The 19,869-nt window shown below is 64.3% G+C and carries 19 protein-coding genes; 5 read left to right on the top strand and 14 right to left on the bottom strand.

The genetic code is table 11. The features are described from left to right. From JWQ24_RS18570 to JWQ24_RS18590, 5 genes are all read right to left on the bottom strand, one after another. Positions 1-407 (bottom strand): RNA polymerase sigma factor region1.1 domain-containing protein (locus JWQ24_RS18570; protein ID WP_299811248.1); only part of this gene is annotated, 407 nt, incomplete at its 3' end. A 232-nt stretch (positions 408-639) separates the two neighbouring features. Beyond that, the gene (dnaG, locus tag JWQ24_RS18575; protein WP_299811251.1) at positions 640-2,694 is read right to left on the bottom strand and encodes a DNA primase; all 2,055 of its coding nucleotides are present in this window, start codon (positions 2,692-2,694) and stop codon (positions 640-642) included. A 324-nt stretch (positions 2,695-3,018) separates the two neighbouring features. Further along, positions 3,019-3,420 (bottom strand): gamma-glutamylcyclotransferase family protein, encoded by a 402-nt coding sequence (locus JWQ24_RS18580; RefSeq protein ID WP_299811254.1) that lies wholly within the window; start codon positions 3,418-3,420, stop codon positions 3,019-3,021. 5 nt (positions 3,421-3,425) lie between these two features. Further along, positions 3,426-4,244, bottom strand: a complete 819-nt coding sequence (locus tag JWQ24_RS18585; protein WP_299811257.1) for a transglutaminase family protein — start codon at positions 4,242-4,244, stop codon at positions 3,426-3,428. A gap of 6 nt (positions 4,245-4,250) precedes the next feature. Further along, the gene (locus tag JWQ24_RS18590) at positions 4,251-5,141 is read right to left on the bottom strand and encodes a transglutaminase family protein (protein WP_299811260.1); all 891 of its coding nucleotides are present in this window, start codon (positions 5,139-5,141) and stop codon (positions 4,251-4,253) included. 159 nt (positions 5,142-5,300) lie between these two features. Between JWQ24_RS18590 and JWQ24_RS18595 the strand changes: the two genes are divergently transcribed. After that, positions 5,301-6,044, top strand: a complete 744-nt coding sequence (locus JWQ24_RS18595) for an N-formylglutamate amidohydrolase (RefSeq protein WP_299811262.1) — start codon at positions 5,301-5,303, stop codon at positions 6,042-6,044. A gap of 20 nt (positions 6,045-6,064) precedes the next feature. Here JWQ24_RS18595 and JWQ24_RS18600 read toward each other — a convergent pair whose 3' ends face one another. Continuing rightward, the gene (locus JWQ24_RS18600; protein WP_299811265.1) at positions 6,065-7,039 is read right to left on the bottom strand and encodes a DUF3592 domain-containing protein; all 975 of its coding nucleotides are present in this window, start codon (positions 7,037-7,039) and stop codon (positions 6,065-6,067) included. An 80-nt stretch (positions 7,040-7,119) separates the two neighbouring features. Next, positions 7,120-7,731 (bottom strand): LysE family translocator, encoded by a 612-nt coding sequence (locus tag JWQ24_RS18605; RefSeq protein WP_299811268.1) that lies wholly within the window; start codon positions 7,729-7,731, stop codon positions 7,120-7,122. Between the two features lie 166 nt (positions 7,732-7,897). Here JWQ24_RS18605 and JWQ24_RS18610 point away from each other — a divergent pair, with 166 nt between their 5' ends. Further along, positions 7,898-8,212, top strand: coding sequence for a metalloregulator ArsR/SmtB family transcription factor (locus tag JWQ24_RS18610; RefSeq protein ID WP_299811271.1), 315 nt, complete (start codon positions 7,898-7,900; stop codon positions 8,210-8,212). Next, positions 8,205-8,657 (top strand): SRPBCC family protein, encoded by a 453-nt coding sequence (locus JWQ24_RS18615; RefSeq protein WP_299811273.1) that lies wholly within the window; start codon positions 8,205-8,207, stop codon positions 8,655-8,657. The genes JWQ24_RS18610 and JWQ24_RS18615 overlap by 8 nt, the downstream gene beginning before the upstream one ends. Before the next feature lie 54 nt (positions 8,658-8,711). Here the strand turns inward: JWQ24_RS18615 and JWQ24_RS18620 are convergent, their stop codons facing one another. Beyond that, entirely contained in the window at positions 8,712-10,322 is a 1,611-nt protein-coding gene (locus JWQ24_RS18620) for an acyl-CoA synthetase (protein WP_299811275.1), read from the bottom strand. 331 nt (positions 10,323-10,653) lie between these two features. On the opposite strand from JWQ24_RS18620, the gene JWQ24_RS18625 reads away from it, so the two are divergent. After that, positions 10,654-11,496: a DUF1499 domain-containing protein gene (locus JWQ24_RS18625; protein WP_299811277.1), complete on the top strand. Its 843-nt coding sequence runs from the start codon at positions 10,654-10,656 to the stop codon at positions 11,494-11,496. A gap of 123 nt (positions 11,497-11,619) precedes the next feature. On the opposite strand, the gene JWQ24_RS18630 is transcribed toward JWQ24_RS18625, so the two are convergent. The 6 genes from JWQ24_RS18630 to JWQ24_RS18655 form a co-directional block, all read right to left on the bottom strand. Continuing rightward, positions 11,620-12,543: an MBL fold metallo-hydrolase gene (locus tag JWQ24_RS18630; protein ID WP_299811280.1), complete on the bottom strand. Its 924-nt coding sequence runs from the start codon at positions 12,541-12,543 to the stop codon at positions 11,620-11,622. Between the two features lie 89 nt (positions 12,544-12,632). Next, a complete protein-coding gene (locus JWQ24_RS18635; RefSeq protein WP_299811283.1) occupies positions 12,633-13,526 on the bottom strand; it encodes an NAD(P)/FAD-dependent oxidoreductase in 894 nt (297 codons plus the stop codon). Further along, positions 13,523-13,978 carry an Rrf2 family transcriptional regulator gene (locus JWQ24_RS18640; protein WP_299811286.1) on the bottom strand — a complete coding sequence of 152 codons (456 nt, stop codon included), beginning with the start codon at positions 13,976-13,978 and terminating at the stop codon, positions 13,523-13,525. Before JWQ24_RS18640 ends, JWQ24_RS18635 begins: the two co-directional genes overlap by 4 nt. A gap of 114 nt (positions 13,979-14,092) precedes the next feature. Continuing rightward, positions 14,093-15,307: an acyl-CoA dehydrogenase gene (locus JWQ24_RS18645; RefSeq protein ID WP_299811289.1), complete on the bottom strand. Its 1,215-nt coding sequence runs from the start codon at positions 15,305-15,307 to the stop codon at positions 14,093-14,095. A 51-nt stretch (positions 15,308-15,358) separates the two neighbouring features. Continuing rightward, positions 15,359-16,450 (bottom strand): 3,4-dihydroxy-2-butanone-4-phosphate synthase, encoded by a 1,092-nt coding sequence (ribB, locus tag JWQ24_RS18650; RefSeq protein ID WP_299811291.1) that lies wholly within the window; start codon positions 16,448-16,450, stop codon positions 15,359-15,361. Positions 16,451-16,757: 307 nt separating this feature from the next. Then, complete coding sequence (locus tag JWQ24_RS18655) at positions 16,758-18,482, bottom strand: cation:proton antiporter (protein WP_299811293.1); 1,725 nt, start codon at positions 18,480-18,482, stop codon at positions 16,758-16,760. Positions 18,483-18,618: 136 nt separating this feature from the next. On the opposite strand from JWQ24_RS18655, the gene JWQ24_RS18660 reads away from it, so the two are divergent. Further along, positions 18,619-19,860 carry a PLP-dependent aminotransferase family protein gene (locus tag JWQ24_RS18660; protein WP_299811296.1) on the top strand — a complete coding sequence of 414 codons (1,242 nt, stop codon included), beginning with the start codon at positions 18,619-18,621 and terminating at the stop codon, positions 19,858-19,860. Positions 19,861-19,869 lie beyond the last annotated feature (9 nt).

Here is a 19,869-nt window from a genome sequence, read left to right on the forward strand (position 1 = left end):
ACGGGATCGTCGGTGCGCTCGCCGGGCTCGGACTTCTTGGTCTCGGTGACGGCCTTCTGGGTGACCTCGACGAGTTCGTTGTCGGGTTCTTCCTCGGCCTCTTCCTTGGTCTCTTCCTCGTCGGAATCCGCGTCGTCGGATTCCGACACGTTGATGCCCATTTCGGAGAGCATCGACATGATGTCTTCGATCTGTTCAGGAGAGGTGGTATCCGACGGCAGGACGTCATTGAGCTGATCGAAGGTCACGAAGCCGCGCTTCTTGGCCTGCTTGATCATCTTTTTGACAGCGGCATCCGACAGGTCAAGCAACGGCGACGGTGCGTCCGGGGCGTCCTTCTCCGGAGCGTCGGCCTTGTCGTCTTTTTCCTTGTCTTTAACCTGCAGCGTCTTTGCCTTGGTGGCCATTCAATGCTCCTGAAACGCGATCACGCTGGGGGCGTTGCCGCCCCGCTTTGAATCATTTATCCGCTCGACGCGGAAAGGGCGGCGCTGGACTTCGCCACCCTCGAATTGGTCTTTACGGTTGCCGCACTTAAGCTAAAGAGCCTTAAGCTCCGATTAACCCTGTTTTTGCAGCCAAACCATGGGCTTGGCGAGTCTTTTCGCGGTTTCGCCGAGGCTGTCCGCAGCAAACACGTCATGTACTGCGCTGGAACCTGCCGGATGATTCGCCGAACCCCTCGATCAGCGCCTCAATACCGTCCACCTCGGCCAGCCGGGCCTTGACGTCGCGCAGCCAGCCGTAATTTGTTTCCGAGGCCTCTTCTCCAAGAGCCAGTTCGGCATCTTTAAGTTCTCTAAGTAAGGAGTGCCACTGGCGATGCAAGGCAACCAGCTGAATCCAGGTCGAAAGAACGTCCTCGCGCGCCGCCCCAGGCTGCGCCGCCCACACGTCCTTGGTCGTAATGGCCCGCTCAACATGTTGCAATTGTTCGCTAAATCCAGCCTTAACGAGGTCTGAACGCATTTGCTCGCTTTGCTCTTCTTCGTCGCCGTGATGATGCTCATGGGCAAAGCAGGCGATGATCCCGGCGCGCAGCCGGTGCATTTCGGGGTGCGCCAGCTCCAAAGCGGCAACTTCCTCGAGCTTGTCGTGCAGCAGCCAGGGGTGATTGATCAGCGACTGCACGATCAGGGCCTCGCGGCGCGAGATGGCGCTGCGCTGGCCGCGCATGATCGAGGAGTTCGCCAGTTGCGGTGACACCACCTGGTAGGGCGAGCGGTTGATGGTCTGGCTGCCGGCCGAGGCCGAAGAGCGCCCGCGCGGCTCGATCCGGCCGGCAGCACCCGGCGTGAAGGTGCGGGCCGCACCCGGGCGGCCGAATCCGCCACCGGCCTTGGCGCCGAAGCCGCCAAACCCGCCTGCTCCGCCTGCCCTGCCGCCGCCGAACCCACCGCCCGCGCCGAAGCCACGGCCGGCATTGGGATTGAACGTGGCGCGCAGCCGCTCGGCGAGGTCCTGGCGGTAGTATTTCTTGACGACCTCGTCGCGAATGCCGTTGGCGAGCTCGTTGATCCGCGCCTCCAGCGCCGCGCGGCGTTCCGGCGTGGCGAAGTCGCCGCCCTCGATGGCGCGCGCCCAGAGCAGGTCGGACAGCGATCTGGCAGCGCCAATAACTTCCTCCACGGCGATACGGCCGCCGGAGCGGGCGAGATCGTCGGGGTCCTGGCCCTCCGGCTGCAACTCAAAGCGCAGGCTCTTGCCGGGCTTGAGATGCGGCAGCGCCAGCTCGGCGGCACGCCACGCCGCCTTCTGCCCGGCCTTGTCGCCGTCGAAGCACAGGATCGGCTCGTCGGCCATCTTCCAGATCAGTTGCAGCTGGTTCTCGGTCAAGGCGGTGCCGAGCGGCGCCACCGAGGCCGCAAAACCGACGCCGACCATCGCAATGACGTCGACATAGCCCTCGACCACGACCAGCGTCGCGCCGTTATGCGCGGCGGTGCGCGCGGTCGGGAAATTGTAGAGGTTGTCGCCCTTGTGGAAGAGTGGTGTTTCCGGCGAGTTCAGGTACTTGGCCGGCACGTCCTTTTCCAGCGCCCGGCCGCCGAACGCGATCACCCGGCCGCGCAGGTCGGTGATCGGGAACATCACGCGGTCGCGGAAGCGGTCGAACGGCACCGGAATGTCGTCGCCGGCGATCAAGAGCCCGGCCTCGATCATGTCCGGCACGGGAGTGCCGGCAGCGCCGAGATATTCCTTCAGCGCAAACTTCTCGCCGGGCGCATAGCCCATCTTGAACTGCAACTGCACGGTCGGCGAAATCTGCCGGTCAGCGAGATAGCCGCGCGCCTTGGCGCCGGTGCGCGAGGTCAGTTGTTCGGCGAAGAATTTGGCGGCGAGGTCCATGACGTCATAGAGCGTCTTGCGGCGCTCGGCGTGGCGCGCGGCATCCGGCGTCGCCGCCGGCAGCGCCACGCCGGCCATCTGCGCCAGCCGCTCGACCGCCTCCGGAAAGCTGCAGCCATCGGTCTCCATCAGGAAGCTGATGATGTCGCCGTGCTTGCCGCTGGAGAAGTCGTGATAAAACCCCTTCTCGTCATTGACGAAGAACGACGGCGACTTCTCCTGCTGGAACGGCGACAGCCCCTTCCACTCCCGGCCGGCCTTCTTCAACTTGACGCGCTTGCTCACGACCTCCGAGACGGGAAGCCGGGCGCGCAGATCGTCGAGAAATTGAGGCGTGAAGCGCATGGGGCTTTATGGCGTGAGTCGGGGGTGGGAGTCCTGGTGAACGGGATGTGACCAGCCGACCATCGATATAGGTTTTGCCGGGGCAAAAACGAGGGGTCGCAGGTTGCACCCGCTATTCACAGGGGAACTGCTGTCATTCCGGGACGCGCTTCAGTCGGCGAAGCCGGCTGCAGCACGATCCCGGAACCCGGAGATGTTCAGCCAGTTCGAGCTTCCGGGTGCGCTCGCGGCTGTCCGCCGCTCCCGCCCCGGAATGACGGCGCCAGGTGGCACACGCCATCCGACCCGACTACGGGTGCGTTCAGCGTGCGCACGAGGGCCGCGCTACCGCTCCAGGAACTTCCCCGATGCGATCCGCTTCCGCTCATCCACCGGGCGGTTGTAGATATAGCTCCAGGCCTCGATGACGCGGCCGTCCGCCAGCGTCACCGGCAGTTTTTCCCGCAGATACAGCGTCGGCGCCTCATAGCCGGGGCCGACGCTTTCATAGTCGTCGAGCGCGGCGAGCATTTCGTCGACACGGCGCAGGCGATACACTTCACCGAACACCCGGTCGGCCGCATCGTCCGAGTGCAGCAGGCCGGGATAGTGCGCCACCATGTAGAGCCGACCGCGGCAGGTCGCTTCGCCGAGAAACTCGGCGCCGGCGGACAGCAGCGTTGACATCGGATGGTCGAAGCCGTGCATCAGGGTGCCGTAAACGAACACGCGGTCCAGAACGTTCATGAGAGCTACGCCGCCTGATGCTTGATTTCGTCGGAAATGACGAAGAATTTCACCAGGTCCATGCGGCCAAAGCTGGTGGTCAGCGCCACGTCGGCGGCGTCGCGGCCGGTGCCCATCAGGATGCGGCCGATACGCGGCTTGTTGTGCCGGGCGTCGCAGGTGTACCAGCGGCCCGACAGATAGACCTCGAACCAGCCGGAGAAATCCATCACCGAGCCGTCATAGGGAATTCCGATATCGCCCATGTAGCCCGTGCAGTAGCGCGCCGGAATCCCCATGGAGCGGCAGAAGGTCAGCGCCAGATGCGCGTAATCGCGACAGACTCCGTTGCCCTGCGCGTAGACGTCGTGCGCCGACTTCATCGCATGCGCATGCTCGTAGCCGAACTTCACGTGGTGATGCACGAAAGCGATGATGGTCTGCACGCGGTCCCAACCGGGCGCGGTGTTGCCGAACAGCGACCAGGCGGTGTCGGTCAGCTTGTCGGTCTCGCAATAGCGGCTGGCCATCAGATATAGCAGGCATTCGTCGGGCAACTGATCGATCGGCAACTGCTGCGCCGAGGGCACCACCAGATCCGGCTTGCCGGAATCGCGCACCAGCGTATCGCCGTGGAAGGTGATGCCGCCGGCAGGCGCGACCAATCGGCCGCAGACATTGCCGAAACTGTCGCGATAGTAGGTGATCGGCACGTCCGGCGTGGTGGTGATGGATTCGGTGCCGACGATATCGCCGTAGCGCGACGGATGGATGCCGAGCATCGTCACCATCGGCGTTGGAGCCGCCGCCGCGTAGGTGATCTCGAAGCCAACCCTGATTTCCATAATACCCTAGACCTTTGCCTCTTCGCCGGCGGAGACGACATTGATGCTGACATCCATGCCGAGGAAGGCATCAGCCGAACCGAGATAGGTGCCGTGCAGCGGGACCGCCTGGCGCGGATCGCGCGCCACCGCGACGCGAATGAGATCGCGGCTGCCGACGATGCCGTTGGTCGGATCGAACTCGATCCAGCCCGCGGCGGGAAGATAGACCTGCACCCAGGCATGCGTCGAGCCGCCGCCGACATAACCGTGCTGGCGGTCGCCGTGGATGAAAAGATAACCCGAGACGAAGCGCGCGGCGATGCCGAGCCGGCGGCAGGCCTCGATCATGAACAATGCGAAATCGCGGCAGGTGCCGGACTGCGTCTGCAAGGTGTCGAGCGGGTGCTGGGTGCCGTGCTCGTAGCGCTTGCGATATTTGAACTGCTGGCGAATGCCGTGGGTCATGCCGCTGAGAATGTTGAAGGTCGGCGTCGGGCCTTCGGGATCGAGAAAATCGCGCGCCCAACAAGCGAGTTCGCCATCCGGATCGCCATATTGCGGGCGAATGTATTCCTGCAGGTCGGGCAGTTCATCGGAGCTGTACATGAAGGGGTAGAAATACGCCTTGTCGTCCGGCGTCAGCGCGAATTCGTCGGCCGGCTTGTGATCGATCGTCGCCGTCGCATTGAAGGTCAGTTTGCGGGCGCGCTCGTCAAAGGTTGCGATCGCCACCGAATTGCCGAACACATCGTGGATCCAGCGCAGCGACATCGGCTCCGGCGTGATCTCGAGCTTGCCGCTGAGCATGCGCAGGTCATGACCGTCACTCGGTCGCAGCATGATACGATGCTCGCCGAATGCGACCGGTTGCGCATAGCGATATTCGGTCTTGTGATGAATGGTGAGCAGAGGCATCGTCGCTTCAATCTTGCCGTGACTTTGTACAGGAAATCTATACCGGTCGCTGCTGATTGACAGGCCGGAATGCTGCCTCGTTAGGCAATGACAGGGGAAAACGCTTTGAACAGCGTCAGTGACACAACTCTACGCCTCGCACCTCAGGATGTTCCGCCCGTGCTGGAACAAGCCATCGCCGGCCAATCGCCGTTCCTGCTGACCTGCGACCATTACGGCCGGCTGATCCCGGCGATGCTTGGCGATCTCGGCCTGCCGGAGAGCGAGCGCAAGCAGCACATCGGCTGGGACATCGGCATCGCGGGCGTCGCCGAGCGGATGTCGGCGGCGCTGGACGCGCATCTGGTGGCGCAGCGCTATTCGCGGCTGGTGATCGACTGCAACCGGCCGCCGGAGGCCGTGAGCTCGATTCCGCTGATCAGCGAAGCCACCACCGTGCCCGGCAATAATGGCCTGAGCCGTGACGCCGCCGAAAGCCGACGCCGGCTGATCTTCGATCCCTACCACCAGCGCATCGACGACGTGATCGACGCCCGGCTGCGCGCGGGACGCCCGACCGTGCTGGTGTCGCTGCACAGCTTCACGCCTGTTTATGCCGGAGTCAGCAGGCCCTGGCACATCGGCACGCTGTACCAACACGACACCCGCCTGCCGCCGCTGCTGTTGCAGGCGCTGCGCGCGGAGCCGGATCTGGTGGTCGGCGATAACGAGCCCTATGCGGTCTCCGACGCCACCGACTACACCATCCCGGTGCACGGCGAACGTCGCGGGCTGATGAACACCGGCATCGAGATCCGCCAGGACCTGATCTCGGACCCCGCAGGCGAGACACAATGGGCCGAGCGCCTGACGCGGGTGTTTGTAGGGATCGAAGCGACGCTGAAGGCAAGAGGGTTGATTTAGCCGAGAGCAGCAGCGGCACCCTACCCGTGCGTGGCGACATAGGCCGATGCGATAACAAAACCCAGCGCGACCGCCCACAGAAACCAGGCGGCGCCGCCGCCCGGGCCGATGGTGGAATCGGATGGATTGTCCGGATTGACGAACACCTTCACCGCCGCGCCGTTCTGGTAGTCCATCCCGAACAGCCGCATCTGCCAGCGCGGCGGCGACGGGTTGCTGGTGCTGATGCTGCCGGCATTGCCGCTGTAGGCGATATGGTTGAAACGATAGCTGTAGGCCACTTTCCGCTCGTGCATCATCGGCCCCGAGCGGCCGGTGTCGCTGTCGGCGCCGCGATAGGTTTCGACGCCAGACAGCTTGATGACGCCGGGCACCACCGGCCAGCGCCGCGCCATCGATGCCTGGCGGTGTAGCGCCAGCCCGAACAGCGCGATGAAGAATCCGAAGGCGCCGAGCGCCATCACCAGCGGCGAGAGCTTGGGATCGGCAAGATGCGCCGCGACAAAATCCGCGATGCGCTTGCCGCCGATGGCGCCGCCGAACACCACGGCCAGCACGATCACCGTAGCAATGCCGAGACAGCCGCCGATGCCCTTCGGCATCTCGCGCTCCAGCACGGCGTCGCGCGGCTGCCGCGGATTGTAGAACACCGTCACGGCGGTCCCGACCGGATAGCGCGCGATGGTTTCCGCCACGTCGACATTGCCGCGGTTCTCGCCGATCTCGACGCGGTTGTTGCGCAGCTTCTGTCCGCTCACGGTGTATTCGTAGACAATGTTCGCGAAATTGCGCTGCTCGACGCCCTGTCGGTCGTCGCGGTTGTCATCGATCACCTTGACGTCACGCACTTCCGATGTGGAGACCACCACCGTGCCCGGTGTCGACGGCCAGTCGCGGGCGGCACGGACCTGAAGATATTTGTAGCCCGCGGCGACCAGGATCAGGCCGAACGGCGCCAGCGCCATCGCATAGACGAACCACGGGATGTCGGGCAAAGGCGTTCCTCATGTCGGCCGGCGCCGATCGACGCCTGATCGATTGGACGCCGCGACAGCGGGGTCGGTTCAATCCGCGCTCAACGCGCCCGGGTCAGCGCTAGCCAGACGCCGCCGCCGATCATGAAACCGCCGGAGGCGCGCGACAGCAATCGCGTGCGCCGCGCCGAAAAGAATTTTCGCGCCCGGCCCGCGGCGACCGCATAGACCGCGTCGGTGACCGCCGCGGTGGCCATGAAGGTCAAGCCGAGGATCGCCACCTGCGAGAAGTGATCCTTCTCCATATCGACGAATTGCGGGATGAAGGCGCCGAAGAACACCAGCACCTTCGGATTGCTCAGCAGCACCACAAAACCCTGCAGGAAGAAACCGCCGCGCGGCGGCGCCGCTTCGGTGTCGATGCCTTCGACCGGCGTGCGGATCAACCTGATGCCGAGCCACACCAGATAGGCCGCGCCGGCGAAGCGCACCCAGTCGAACCAGTAGCCCATGGTGGCCATCAGGGTGGTGAGGCCGAGTGCGACGATGCCGATGACGATGGCCAGCCCGGCTTGCGTGCCGGCGATGGTGATCAGCGCGGCGCGGGTGCCGTAGCGCAGGCCGCTGGCGATCACCAGCGTGACGTTCGGCCCGGGAATCAGCGCCAGCACCACGCAGGCGGCGAGGAAGGGGAGATAGAGCTGAAGCGACATGACCGGGCTCCGGCGATTTTGTGACGCGCGATCTATGCACGATCGCAATGACGATGAAAGCGGCGAACGTGGCCGGGAGGATCGAACGTTTCCAGGGCGCTACACAAGGGAGAGGGAAGAATCTCTCGCTTGACATGCAACCATTTGGTTGCCTATTATCAAATCCATGGATGAGGTCTTCAAGGCGCTGGCGGATGTTTCGAGGCGGTCATTGCTGGACAGCCTTCATGCCAGGAACGGTCAGACGTTGAACGAACTCTGCGACGGCCTCGCGATGTCGCGACAGGCGGTGACCAAGCATCTGGCGATCCTGGAGGCCGCCAACCTCGTCGCCACGCTGAAGCACGGCCGGGAGAAGCTGCACTACCTCAACCCGGTGCCGATCCATGAGATCGGAGACCGCTGGATCAACAAATTCGAGCACGGCAAGCTCGCCGCGCTCAGCACATTGAAACGTCAACTGGAGAAGCGTGATGAGTAAGCCCGAATTCGTCTACACCACCTTCATCAAGACCACGCCGGAGAAGCTCTGGCATGCCCTGACCGACCGCGCGTTCACGGAAAGCTACTGGTTCGGCTGCAGTCTGCAGTCAGACTGGAAGGTCGGCTCTGCCATGCAGATGACGCGAGACGGCAGGGTCATGAACGAGTGCGTCATCCTCGAAACCGATCCACCGCGCCGGCTGTCCTACAGCTGGCTGACGGTGTTCGACGAGGTCATGAAAAAGGAGCGGCCGTCGCGGGTCACGTTCGTGCTCGAACCCAACCAAGGCGCCGTCAAGCTCACGGTGACGCATGAGGGATTCGCCGAAGGCAGCGCGACCCTGCCCAGCATTTCCACCGGCTGGCCGCTGGTTCTGTCCAGCCTCAAGAGCATCCTCGAAACCGGCGAGCCGCTGGCTTTCGAGAAGCCCGTCGCTGCGTAGACGGAAGCACCACGCAGCCGCGTCCGGGGCACGAGAATTGCGGGCGCGGACGCCCTACCCCAGCGCGCGCAATTCGCGCCGCAACACCTTGCCCGTCGCGGTCATCGGCAGGGTTTCCGCGAATTGCACGTGGCGGGGATATTCGTGGGCGGCGAGTTGCGACTTCACGAAGTCCTGCAGTTCGCGCGCGAGCGCATCGCCCGGCGTAAAGCCCGGGCGCAGCACGATCCACGCCTTGATGGCTTCGGTGCGGATCGGGTCGGGGATGCCAACCACCGCGGCGTTGGCGACCGCGGGATGTTTGAGCAGCGTGTGTTCGATCTCGGAGGGGCCGATGCGATAGCCGGCCGAGGTGATGACGTCGTCCTCGCGACTGACATACCAGAAGTAACCGTCATTATCCTGAATGCCGAGATCGCCGGTCAGCAGGAATTCACCGGCGAATTTCTTCGCGGTGCCTTCCGGATTCTGCCAGTAGCCGAGCATGGTGCAGGGATTGGGCTGGCGGATGCCGACAATGCCGCGCTCGCCACGCGGCAACTCCGCGCCCGCTTCATCGACGATGCGCACGTCAAAACCCGGCGTCGGCTTGCCCATCGAGCCCGGCCGGATCGGAAACAGGTTGGCGTTGTTGCCGACGACGAGATTGCACTCGGTCTGGCCGTAGATTTCGTGGGCGTCGATGCCGAAGGTGTTGCGCACCCAGCCCAGCAACTCGGCGCCGAGCGACTCGCCGCCGGTCAGCATGCTGCGCAGCTGCACGCCGGGATGCTTTACATTCGCCTGCCGCATCAGCTTCAGCGCGGTCGGCGGCAGGAACACGTTGCGCACCTTGTGATCGGCCATCAGTTGCATCGCCGCTTGCGGTTCGAACTTCTTGGCGCGGTGACCGACGATGGGCACGCCGTGATACCAGGCCGGAAACAGCGCATCGAACAGCCCGCCGATCCACGCCCAGTCGGCCGGCGTCCAGTAGACGTCACCCGGCTTCGGAAAGAAGCCGTGTACCATCTCCACATTGGGCAGATGGCCGAGCAGCACGCGGTGCGCATGCAGCGCGCCTTTTGGATTTCCGGTCGTACCGGAGGTGTAGATGATGATGGCGGGATCGTCGCAGGACGTGTCGGTCGTCGCAAAGTCTTCTGACGCAGCTTCAATCGCTCCCCAAAACGATCGCGTGCCATCAGGCGGCGTGTCGGAGATCACATAGACCTGCGCGAGATCAGGCAGCCGGTCGCGTATCTTCTTAAGCTTTTCCCAGCCGGAGGCGTCGGTCACGACCGCGCGCGCGCCCGAGTTGGCGAGGCGAAACTCCAGCGCGTCCTCGCCGAACAACGTGAACAGCGGCACCGAGACCAGACCGGAGCGGAATGCGGCGAGATGCACGACCGGCAGTTCCACCGACTGCGACAGGAACACCGCAACGCGGTCGCCGCGCACCAGGCCATCGACCTTCAGTACATTTGCGAAGCGGCGCGAGAACGACTGCATCTGGTCGAAGGAAAAATGCCGCGTGCCGCCGTCCTCGTCGACATAGATGAGCGCGAGCCGGCCGGAGCCGTCGGCATGGCGGTCGCAGGCCGCATCAGCGATGTTGAAGCGCGCGGGGATCTCCCAGCGGAAATCGCGACACAGCGTGGCGTAATCGGTGGTTTCCACCAGCATGGGCACTCCCTGCGGCACTCGCCCCTTCTTGGTTGCAACATCGGAGAGGTCATGCGGCCGCAGCGATGGCTTAGCGCATTTCCGGATGGGGTTGAACTCCGTCCTCATGGCGAACTCCGCCCTCATGATGAGGAGCGCGCCCCTCGGCGCGCGTCTCGAACCGTGACGGTGTGTGGCGCCATCCTTCGAGACGCGGTCAAAGGCGACCGCTCCTCGGGATGAGGGGCCGCGAGGCACCCAAGTCCCTTGAATTTCGCCCTCCGGCATGGTCTCAAGCGGGACTTGGCAGTCGGCTCGCGCCGCTGCCTCCTCCAGTTCGGCAGATTTCGCGATGGCCCGCAGATTTTCCGCAGCCTACCAGTCGGAGCCGGTGTCCAGCCTCGCGGCATGGGCGCGGCGCCTTGCGGTATTCTCGGCGATCGCCGCTCTGTCCTCGATCATCATCGTGCGGTTCGGGTTCCTCGAGGTGAAGCCGGCGCTGGCGACGTTCCTGGGCTCGCTGGGCTTTGCCGCGCTGTCGGTACTGGTGGCGCTGTGCGGCTTCGCGGCGATCTGGCGCAACGGCTCGCGCGGCATGAGCCTGATCCTGTTCGCGCTGGCGCTCGACGCGGTGATCCTCGCCTACCCCGCCTATCTCGGCTGGCAATACCGCAAGCTGCCGGCGATCCACGACATCACCACCGACCCGATCGACCCACCGCGCTTCGAGGCCCTGGCGCGGCTGCGTACCGCCGACGGCGCCAACACCGCCGTCTATGCCGGGCTGTACTCCGCCGAATTGCAGCGCGCCGCCTGGCCGGACATCGAGCCGGTCGATCTCGACGTCAACGTGCAGCGCGCCTACGACGTGACGCACGCCATCATCGTCAAGCGCAAATGGCTGATCATCGACGAACGCCCGCCGCAGCCGCCGCGCCGCATCGGCCGCATCGAGGCGGTGGCGCGCACGCCGATCATGGGCTTTCGCGAGGACGTGTCGATCCGCGTGACGCCGGACGGCGAAGGCTCGCGCGTCGATATCCGCTCCTCGTCACGCTATTTCGAAGGCGACTTCGGCAGTAACGCGTCGCGGGTGACGAAACTGATCGACGATATCAACACCGCGGCCGAAAGCACGCCGGCGCAGAAGAAGACAGCGGCTCCGAAGGCAGTTCCAAAAGCGGTGAAGAAGTAGGTCGCAGGCCTATCCCCGTCATTGCGAGGAGCCCTTGCGACGAAGCAATCCAGTCCTTCCTTGTGGCCTTCTGGATTGCCGCGTCGCTTCGCTCCTCGCAATGACGGGGATAAGGCGGAGTGCTTAGCTATTTGCCACCCTGTAGCTGCCACCAATCACCGGGTCACCATCGGTCGCCACCACCCCGCGTACGACCAGATCTTCCAGATGCGCCAGCACCGAATAGCCGGCAGCGCCCGTCAGGCGCGGGTCGATGCCGATGTAGATGGCGCGGACCAGTGTCGGAATATCGGCTTCGCCTTTCGCCAGGCGATGCAGGATCGAGGCTTCGCGCGCGACGCGGTGGCGGATCAGGAAGCGCACGAATTTTGGGGCGTCGGGAATTTCCGGGCCGTGGCCGGGGAAATACAGATCCTCCGGGCGATCAGCGAGTTTCTCCAGCGAGGCCATGTAGTCGATCATTGAACCGTCAGGCGGCGCCACGATCGAGGTCGACCAGCCCATCACGTGATCGGCGACGAACAGATAGTTCTTCTCGCGCCAGGCGAACGCCATGTGGTTGGCGGTGTGGCCCGGCGTCGCCACGGCTTGCAGCGCCCAGCCGTCGCCTTCGATCACCTCGCCGTCGGTCACGCGCACGTCCGGCATGAAGTCACGGTCGGCGCCGGATTCCGAGGAACCCATCTCGCTCTCGTAGCGCGGCCGCGAGGCGCGGTGCGGGCCTTCGGCGTAGACGGTGGCCCCGGTGGCGGCCTTGATCGCCGCGGTGTTCGGCGAATGGTCGTTATGGGTGTGGGTGACGAAAATGTGGGTGACGGTCTCGCCGCGCACGGCATCGAGCAGCGCCTGCGCGTGCGCCTCGTTGCGCGGGCCGGGATCGATGATCGCGACGCGGCCTTCGCCTATGATGTAGCTGTTGGTGCCGGAAAAGGTGAACGGCGACGGGTTGTTGCACAGGATGCGCCGCACGCCGGGACGAACACGGTCGACGACGCCGGGGGCCAGCGGATAGTCGCGGTTAAATGGGACGTCGTCGTTTTCGCTCATGGCCAGCCCTTCCGCGCCTGTTCCCACCGGGTTCCCCCCGATGACTAGCAACCCTTGGCCGGAAATCAAACAGCGGCGGCTCGCGGCAGCTATGCGCTGCGAAAGATCAGCGACTGGTGGGCGGCGACGCCGGCCATCGCGCCATCCGCGACGGCAAATGCCACCGATCCCGCCGCGCGCGCCCCGTCGCCGCAGGCGAAAACGCCGGGAACGGTGGTTTCCTTGAAACCATCGGTCTGCAGGAATGGCCCCATCGGCCCCTGCTCCATCGCACATCCAAGCTGTGCGCCCAGCGGGCTGGCCGAATCGGTGCGGGTCAGCGTGAACATTCCGTCCAGCGCAATGACGCGGCCATCCTTCATCTCGACATCGAGCGGCGCACCGGAGAGTCTCGCGATCAACGCGTGCTCGATGACGACGCCGCGGCTATCCAGCTGCGCCGTCTGCTCTGCGTTCGGCGTGAAGGCGCCGTTGAGAAAGAATGTGGTGCGGCCCCAGTCCGGGAGCATTAACGCGTGGTGCATCGATATCTCTGACGTGGCCAGCACGCCGATGCTGCCCTGGTCGAGTTCATAGCCATGGCAATACGGGCAATGGAACACGCTCTTGCCCCAGCGCTCCGCGAGGCCAGAAATCTCCGGCAGCGTATCGACCACGCCCGCGGCCAAGATCAGGCGTCTGCCCTGATAGCGCGCACCATTCTCCGCGCTGACGGTGAAATGATTGGCTTCGCCTTCGCCAGCGGTGGCTGTGACGTCTACCCACTCGACCGTCGGATAGGCCATCAGCTGCGCGCGGGCATCTGCGGCGATGTCGCCTGGAGCGCGGCCATCGTGGCCGAGAAAGCCGTGGGCGTGCGCGGCGAAACGGTTGCGGCGCTGCCCGGAATCCATCACCAGCACACGGCGGCGAGCGCGCGCCAGTTGCAGCGCTGCAGACAGGCCGGCATAGCTGCCACCGACAACGATGGTATCGAAACTCATCTGGTCTCCCTCAGATTCTTGCTATTAAAGTCAGCCGCCCGCGCGTGAAAATCTGCGGCGAGTTGCGCCAGCGTGACGTCCTTGAGACGACCCACCAGAACTGCTTCGGCTTCCGCGAAAGCACCGGTCAGCGAGTGGTTGACTGCCTGCTCGACGAGACAGGTCGGACTCTCCAGGTGAACGCCCATGGCCATCAGGCCGGGCTTGCCCAGCGCGTCGTAGATATCCTTCAGCGTCACCGTGGATAGATTGCGCGCGATCTCCCAGCCGCCGCCATGGCCCTTTTCGGACCGCACTAGGCCGGCCTCGCGCAGCCCTGCCATGGTGCGCCGGACCACCACGGCATTGGTGGTCATGCACATCGCCAACTCGGCCGAGGTCATCGGGCGATTTTGCTCGGCCATGTGCAGCAGCGCATGCAGCGTGGCAGAAAGGCGGCTGTCTCGTCTCATGTAACTTATGATGATACATGAAATGGCTCACGTCAAGCGGCCTGGAATTTGAACTCAAACGAAAAATGCCCGGCGCGAGGCCGGGCATTTCGCAACGGGAACCGTAAAAAGCGTCTAGCCGAACGCCTGGATGCCGGTGATGGCGCGGCCGAGGATCAGCGCGTGAACGTCATGCGTGCCCTCGTAGGTGTTCACCGTCTCGAGGTTCTGGGCGTGGCGCATCACGTGGTATTCGACCTGGATGCCGTTGCCGCCATGCATGTCGCGGGCGACGCGGGCGATATCCAGCGCCTTGCCGCAATTGTTGCGCTTGACCACCGAAATCATGTCGGGGTGGAAATTGCCTTCGTCCATCAGGCGGCCGACGCGCAACGAGCCCTGAAGCCCGAGCGAGATTTCGGTCAGCATGTCGGCAAGCTTCTTCTGCACCAGCTGGGTGGCAGCGAGCGGGCGGTTGAACTGCTTGCGGTCCAGCGTGTACTGCCGGGCGCGGGCCATGCAGTCTTCGGCGGCGCCAAGCACGCCCCAGGAGATGCCGTAGCGAGCGCGGTTGAGGCAGCCGAACGGGCCCTTCAGGCCGGAGACGTTGGGCAGCAGCGCTTCTTCGCCAACCACCACACCGTCCATCACGATCTCGCCGGTGATCGAGGCGCGCAAGCTCAGTTTGCCGCCGATCTTCGGGGCGGAGAGGCCCTTCATGCCCTTTTCAAGGATGAAGCCGCGGATCTGGTTGTTGTGCTCGGCGGACTTCGCCCACACCACGAACACGTCGGCGATCGGCGCGTTGGAGATCCACATCTTCGTACCGGTGATGCGATAGCCGTCGGCGCACTTTTCGGCGCGGGTCTTCATGCCACCGGGATCGGAACCGGCATCGGGCTCGGTCAGGCCGAAGCAGCCGACCCACTCGCCGGAAGCGAGCTTGGGCAGGTACTTCTTGCGCTGGGCATCGTCGCCGTAAGCGTAGATCGGATACATCACCAGCGACGACTGCACCGAGTTCATCGAGCGATAGCCGGAATCGACGCGCTCGATCTCGCGGGCGACGAGGCCGTAAGCGACGTAGCTGGCATTGGCGCAGCCGTATTCTTCCGGCAGCGTGATGCCGATCAGGCCGAGCTCGCCCATCTCGTTAAAGATTTCGCGGTCGGTATGTTCGTTGAGATAGGCGTCAGAGACGCGCGGCAGCAGCTTGTCCTGCGCGTAAGCGCGCGCGGTGTCGCGGATCATGCGCTCGTCTTCGGTGAGCTGGTCATCGAGCAGGAACGCGTCGTCCCACTGGAAATTCACCGAGGCCGGCTTGTCCTTGGTCTGGGGGCGCACGCTCATCAAAATCCCTTTCGCATCTTCAACATTGGCGCTCACGCCAGATTGGTCAGTTTAAGTCTTAGACGTATCGCCATCAAGCTGTTCGTTGCAGGCGATCTCGATACCGAAGCCGGACAACCCCTTGTATTCATGCGCCGACGACGTGAGATGCCGGATCGAGGTGACGCCGAGATCACGCAGGATCTGCGCACCGACGCCGATCTCGCGCCACTGCCTGTTGCGGTCGGCTTCCGCCGATTTCGGCGCATCGATCGGCGTCACGGGGACGCCGGCGGCACCGTCGCGCAGATAGACGAGAACGCCGCTGCCGGCCTTCTTGAACTGCTCCAGCACCTTCTCCATGTTCTTCGGGCCGAAGAAGATGTCCTTGACGATGTTCGGCTTGTGGAACCGGGTCAGCACGTTCCTGCCGTCACCGACATTACCGTAGACGAAGGCGACGTGATGGATCGGGTCGAACGGCGAGCGGTATGAATAGCCCTGCAGCGGACCAATCGGGCTATCGGTGGTGAAGCTGGAGACGCGCTCGATCAGCTTCTCGCGGGCCTGGCGGTAGGCGATCATGTCGGCGATCGTTACATGCTTGAGCTTGTGCTTCGCCGCGAAATCGACGACCTGCTGGCCCTTCATCACGGTACCGTCGTCGTTCATCAGCTCGCTGATGACCCCGACCGGGGCGAGGTTGGCGAGCTTGCACAGATCGACCGCGGCCTCGGTATGGCCGGAGCGCATCAACACGCCGCCTTCCCTGGCAATCAGCGGAAAGATGTGGCCGGGGCGCGCGAAGTCACTGGAGCCGGCATTGGGATTGGCCAGCGCGCGGCAGCACGAGGCGCGCTCGTCGGCGGAGATGCCGGTGCCGCCGTCGGGCTTGTAGTCGATCGAGACGGTAAAGGCCGTGGTGTGGTTGGAATCGTTGTTGGAGACCATCGGATCGAGCCGCAAGCGGCGCGCATCCTCGGTGGTAATCGGCGCGCAGACGATGCCGGAGGTGTGCCGGATGATGAAGGCCATCTTCTCGGCTGTGCAGAAGGACGCCGCGACGATCAGGTCGCCTTCGCCCTCGCGATCGTCGTCGTCGGTCACCACGACCATCTCGCCATGGGCAAAGGCTAGCAGGACTTCGGGGATCGGATGGGCCATGGCGCGCACTCTGTGACAGGTGACGACCATATGGCGCAGAGCGGCAGGGGACGCAACCCGCGCAAGCGGATGGAGCCATGCGGGTTCGCTGTGCGGAATGGCCGTTGATGAGCGCTGGATGGCTGCGCGCGTGCGGTCTTTTTCTTCCCTCTCCCCTTGTGGGAGAGGGTGGCCGCGCGCAGCGCGGACGGGTGAGGGGTGCCGCGCGCTTCGTAGAAGCCCCCTCATCCGTCGCGGACTTCGTCCGCGCCACCTTCTCCCACAAGGGAAGAAGGAAGAATGCCTGTGGCAGCGTCAGGGTTTTAAGCTACGGCAGCACTTCCTGCCGTTCGGCGAGCTGGGCGTCCAGTTCAGCGCGTTTGGCCTCCAGCAGGCCCTGGTCGGCCGCGTTGATGGCTTCGAACAGCGTGTGGGCGTCGCTGAGCCGCGTCACCGTCACATAATCGGCCCCGGCGGCGTAGATGTCGGCGACGTCGCGCAGCATGTCGGCGTTGGAGATGATTTTCGCCGTCGGGTTGATGGCGCGGACGTGGCGCACCAGTTTTTCGTTGTTGGCGCCCTTCAAAAGCGCATCCGGCACGCTCAGAATGATAATCTCGGCATGGCCGACCCCGGCATGGACCAGCGTATCGACATTGCTGATGTCGCCATAGATCACGTGCTGGCCGCGCTCCGCCAGCGTGCGGAACACATTCGGGTTGAAGTCGACGACGCTGATCTGCTCGAGCAGCGACTTGTCCTGGCTTTCGATCTCGCTGAGCAGCGCGGATGCCGCGCGGTAAAAACCGAGGATGACGATGCGGCGCGCGGCGCCGTGGCCGGCGTGCTCGGCATTGTCCTGCTGGCCGTGATCGAGATCGCGCAAGCCGAGCCGCTTCAACGGCGCGATCAGCGCGCGCGTGATCTGGTCGCTGCGGCCCATCGCGAAGGTCGAGAGCACCGCGAGCAGCACGAAGGCGAACGAGGTGGCGCTGGAGGTCTGCGTGGTGATGTGGCCGGCCGCGATGCCGGTCTGCAGCACCACCAGCGAGAATTCACTGATCTGCGCCAGATTCAGCGCCGGCAGCAGGCTGGAGCGCAGCCCCTGCTTCATCAGGTACAGCGGCACGAACGTGGTGACGACCCGGCTGACCACGGTGAACACCGCGATCACCAGCGCCAGACCGATCACCGACAGGTTGGGCACCGGGATCGTCATGCCCACCGCGACGAAGAACAGCGTGATGAAGAAATCGCGCAACGTCGTCACCTTGGCGGTAACGTCGAGCGCATAGGGGAAGGTCGAGAGCGACACGCCGGCGACCAGCGAGCCCATCTCGCGCGACAAATGCAGCCGTTCGGCGATTTCGCCGATCAGGAAGCACCACGCCAGCGCGCCGAGCAGCACCAGTTCGGGCCGCCGCGCGATCTGGTGAAACAGATGCGGCAGGATGTAGCGGCTGAGCACCAGCGCGGTCGCCACCAGCGCGCCGACGCGCGCAATCGACAGCACGATGACCGAGACCTGCAGATCGGCAAGGCTCGGCTGCACCGCCAGGAACAGGATCGCGAAGATGTCCTGCAGCACCAGGATGCCGAGCGTGATGCGGCCGGGCAGCGTGTCCAGTTCGCGCTTCTCGTACAACACCTTGACGATGACCACGGTGGAGGACAGCGCGCAGGCGATGCTCAGATACAGCGCGTCAAAGTGGCCGCCGGCCAGCGGCAGGCCGAGCGCCATGAAGAACAGCGCGCCGAGCACGCAGCCGGCGATCAACTGCCCGCCCGCCGCGATCAGGATGACGCGGCCGGCGCGGATGATCTTCTTGAGGTCGATCTCCAGCCCGATCATGAACAGCATGAAGATCAGGCCGAGTTCGGAAATCGTGCTGATAGATACCTCGGACTTGACCCAGCCGATGCCGAACGGTCCGATGATGAAGCCCGCGACCAGATAGGCTAGGATCAGCGGCTGCTTGAAGAAATGCGCGAGAAGCCCGATGCCCCACGCAAACAGGATACATAGCGTGATGTCGCGGATAAGATCGTGCATGCCCCGGCCATTTTCTCGGTTTCAGCGCAGTGTAAGGGCGCGGGAACCCGGGGCAAAGCGGTAAATACCGGGCATTTTTAGACAAAGGGCGGTCCAACGAGGCCGCCTTCGTACAACAAACGGGGAAACGACGTTCATGACCAATTTGCGCTTCGACTATGCGCCCTTGCTGCCCGCGGGATTGCCCGCACCGGCGGCGAAATGGGCAGGGCTGGCGAAATACAGCTTCATCGGCGGCAATAATGATCCCGACCAGGTGCCGGTCGAGAGCCTGACCGCAGCGGCAACAGCGGTGATGACCCGGGAGGGCCGGACGCTGGCCACCTATGGGCTGGCGAGCGGCCCGCAGGGCTATCTGCCGCTCCGCGATTTCATCGCCGGCAAGCTCAAGCACGATGCAGGAATGACGTGCGGCGCCGACGACATCCTGATCGTGTCCGGCTCGTTGCAGGCGCTCGATCTCGTCAACCACAGCCTGCTGGCAGCGGGCGACACCGTGATCATCGAGCGCGACACCTATCAGGGCGCGCTGACGAGGCTGGCAAGGATGGGCGTCAACGTGGTCGGCATCCCGCTCGACGATGGCGGCCTGCGGATGGACGCTTTGGCCGAGGCGCTGGCCGACCTCAAGGGTCGCGGCATCACGCCGAAATACATCTACACCATCCCGACGGTGCAAAATCCCACCGGCACCATCATGCCCGTAGCGCGCCGCCGCGAATTGCTGGCGCTGTCAGCGCAATACGGCGTGCCGATCTTCGAGGACGACTGCTACGCCGACCTGATCTGGAACGGCGAGCGGCCACCGGCGCTGCATGCGATGGACACGACCGGCGCCGTCATCCACATCGGCTCGTTCTCGAAATCGGTCGCCCCTGCCCTGCGCGTCGGCTACATCGTAGCGCCCTGGGAGATCCTGTCGCGGATGCTGGCGCTGAAGACCGACGCCGGCTCCGGCGCACTGGAGCAGATGGTGCTGGCGGAATATTGCGTGCCGCATTTCGCCACCCACGTGCCGAAGGCGACGCGCGGATTGCGCGCCAAGCTGGAAACGCTGATGGCGGCGCTCGACGAACAGTTCGGCACCGCGGCCGAATTCGACGATCCGCGCGGCGGCATCTTCCTGTGGATCAAACTACCCGACCATGTCGATGCGATGCGGCTGTACCAGGCCGCGCTGAAGGCCGGGGTGGCGATCAATCCCGGGCCGGAATGGTCGACCGACAAGGCCTATGCCGGCAGCCGTATCCGGCTTTGCTTCGCCAGTCCCTCGCATGACGAGATCCGCGAAGGCGTGGCGCTGCTGGCCGACGTCTGCCGCCAGGAATTCGGCGTTCCGGAACGCTCCGCCAACGTCGAGAAACACGCGCGGGGATGAATCAGCGCC

This window comes from Tardiphaga sp. (assembly GCF_028290495.1).
GTDB lineage: Bacteria > Pseudomonadota > Alphaproteobacteria > Rhizobiales > Xanthobacteraceae > Tardiphaga.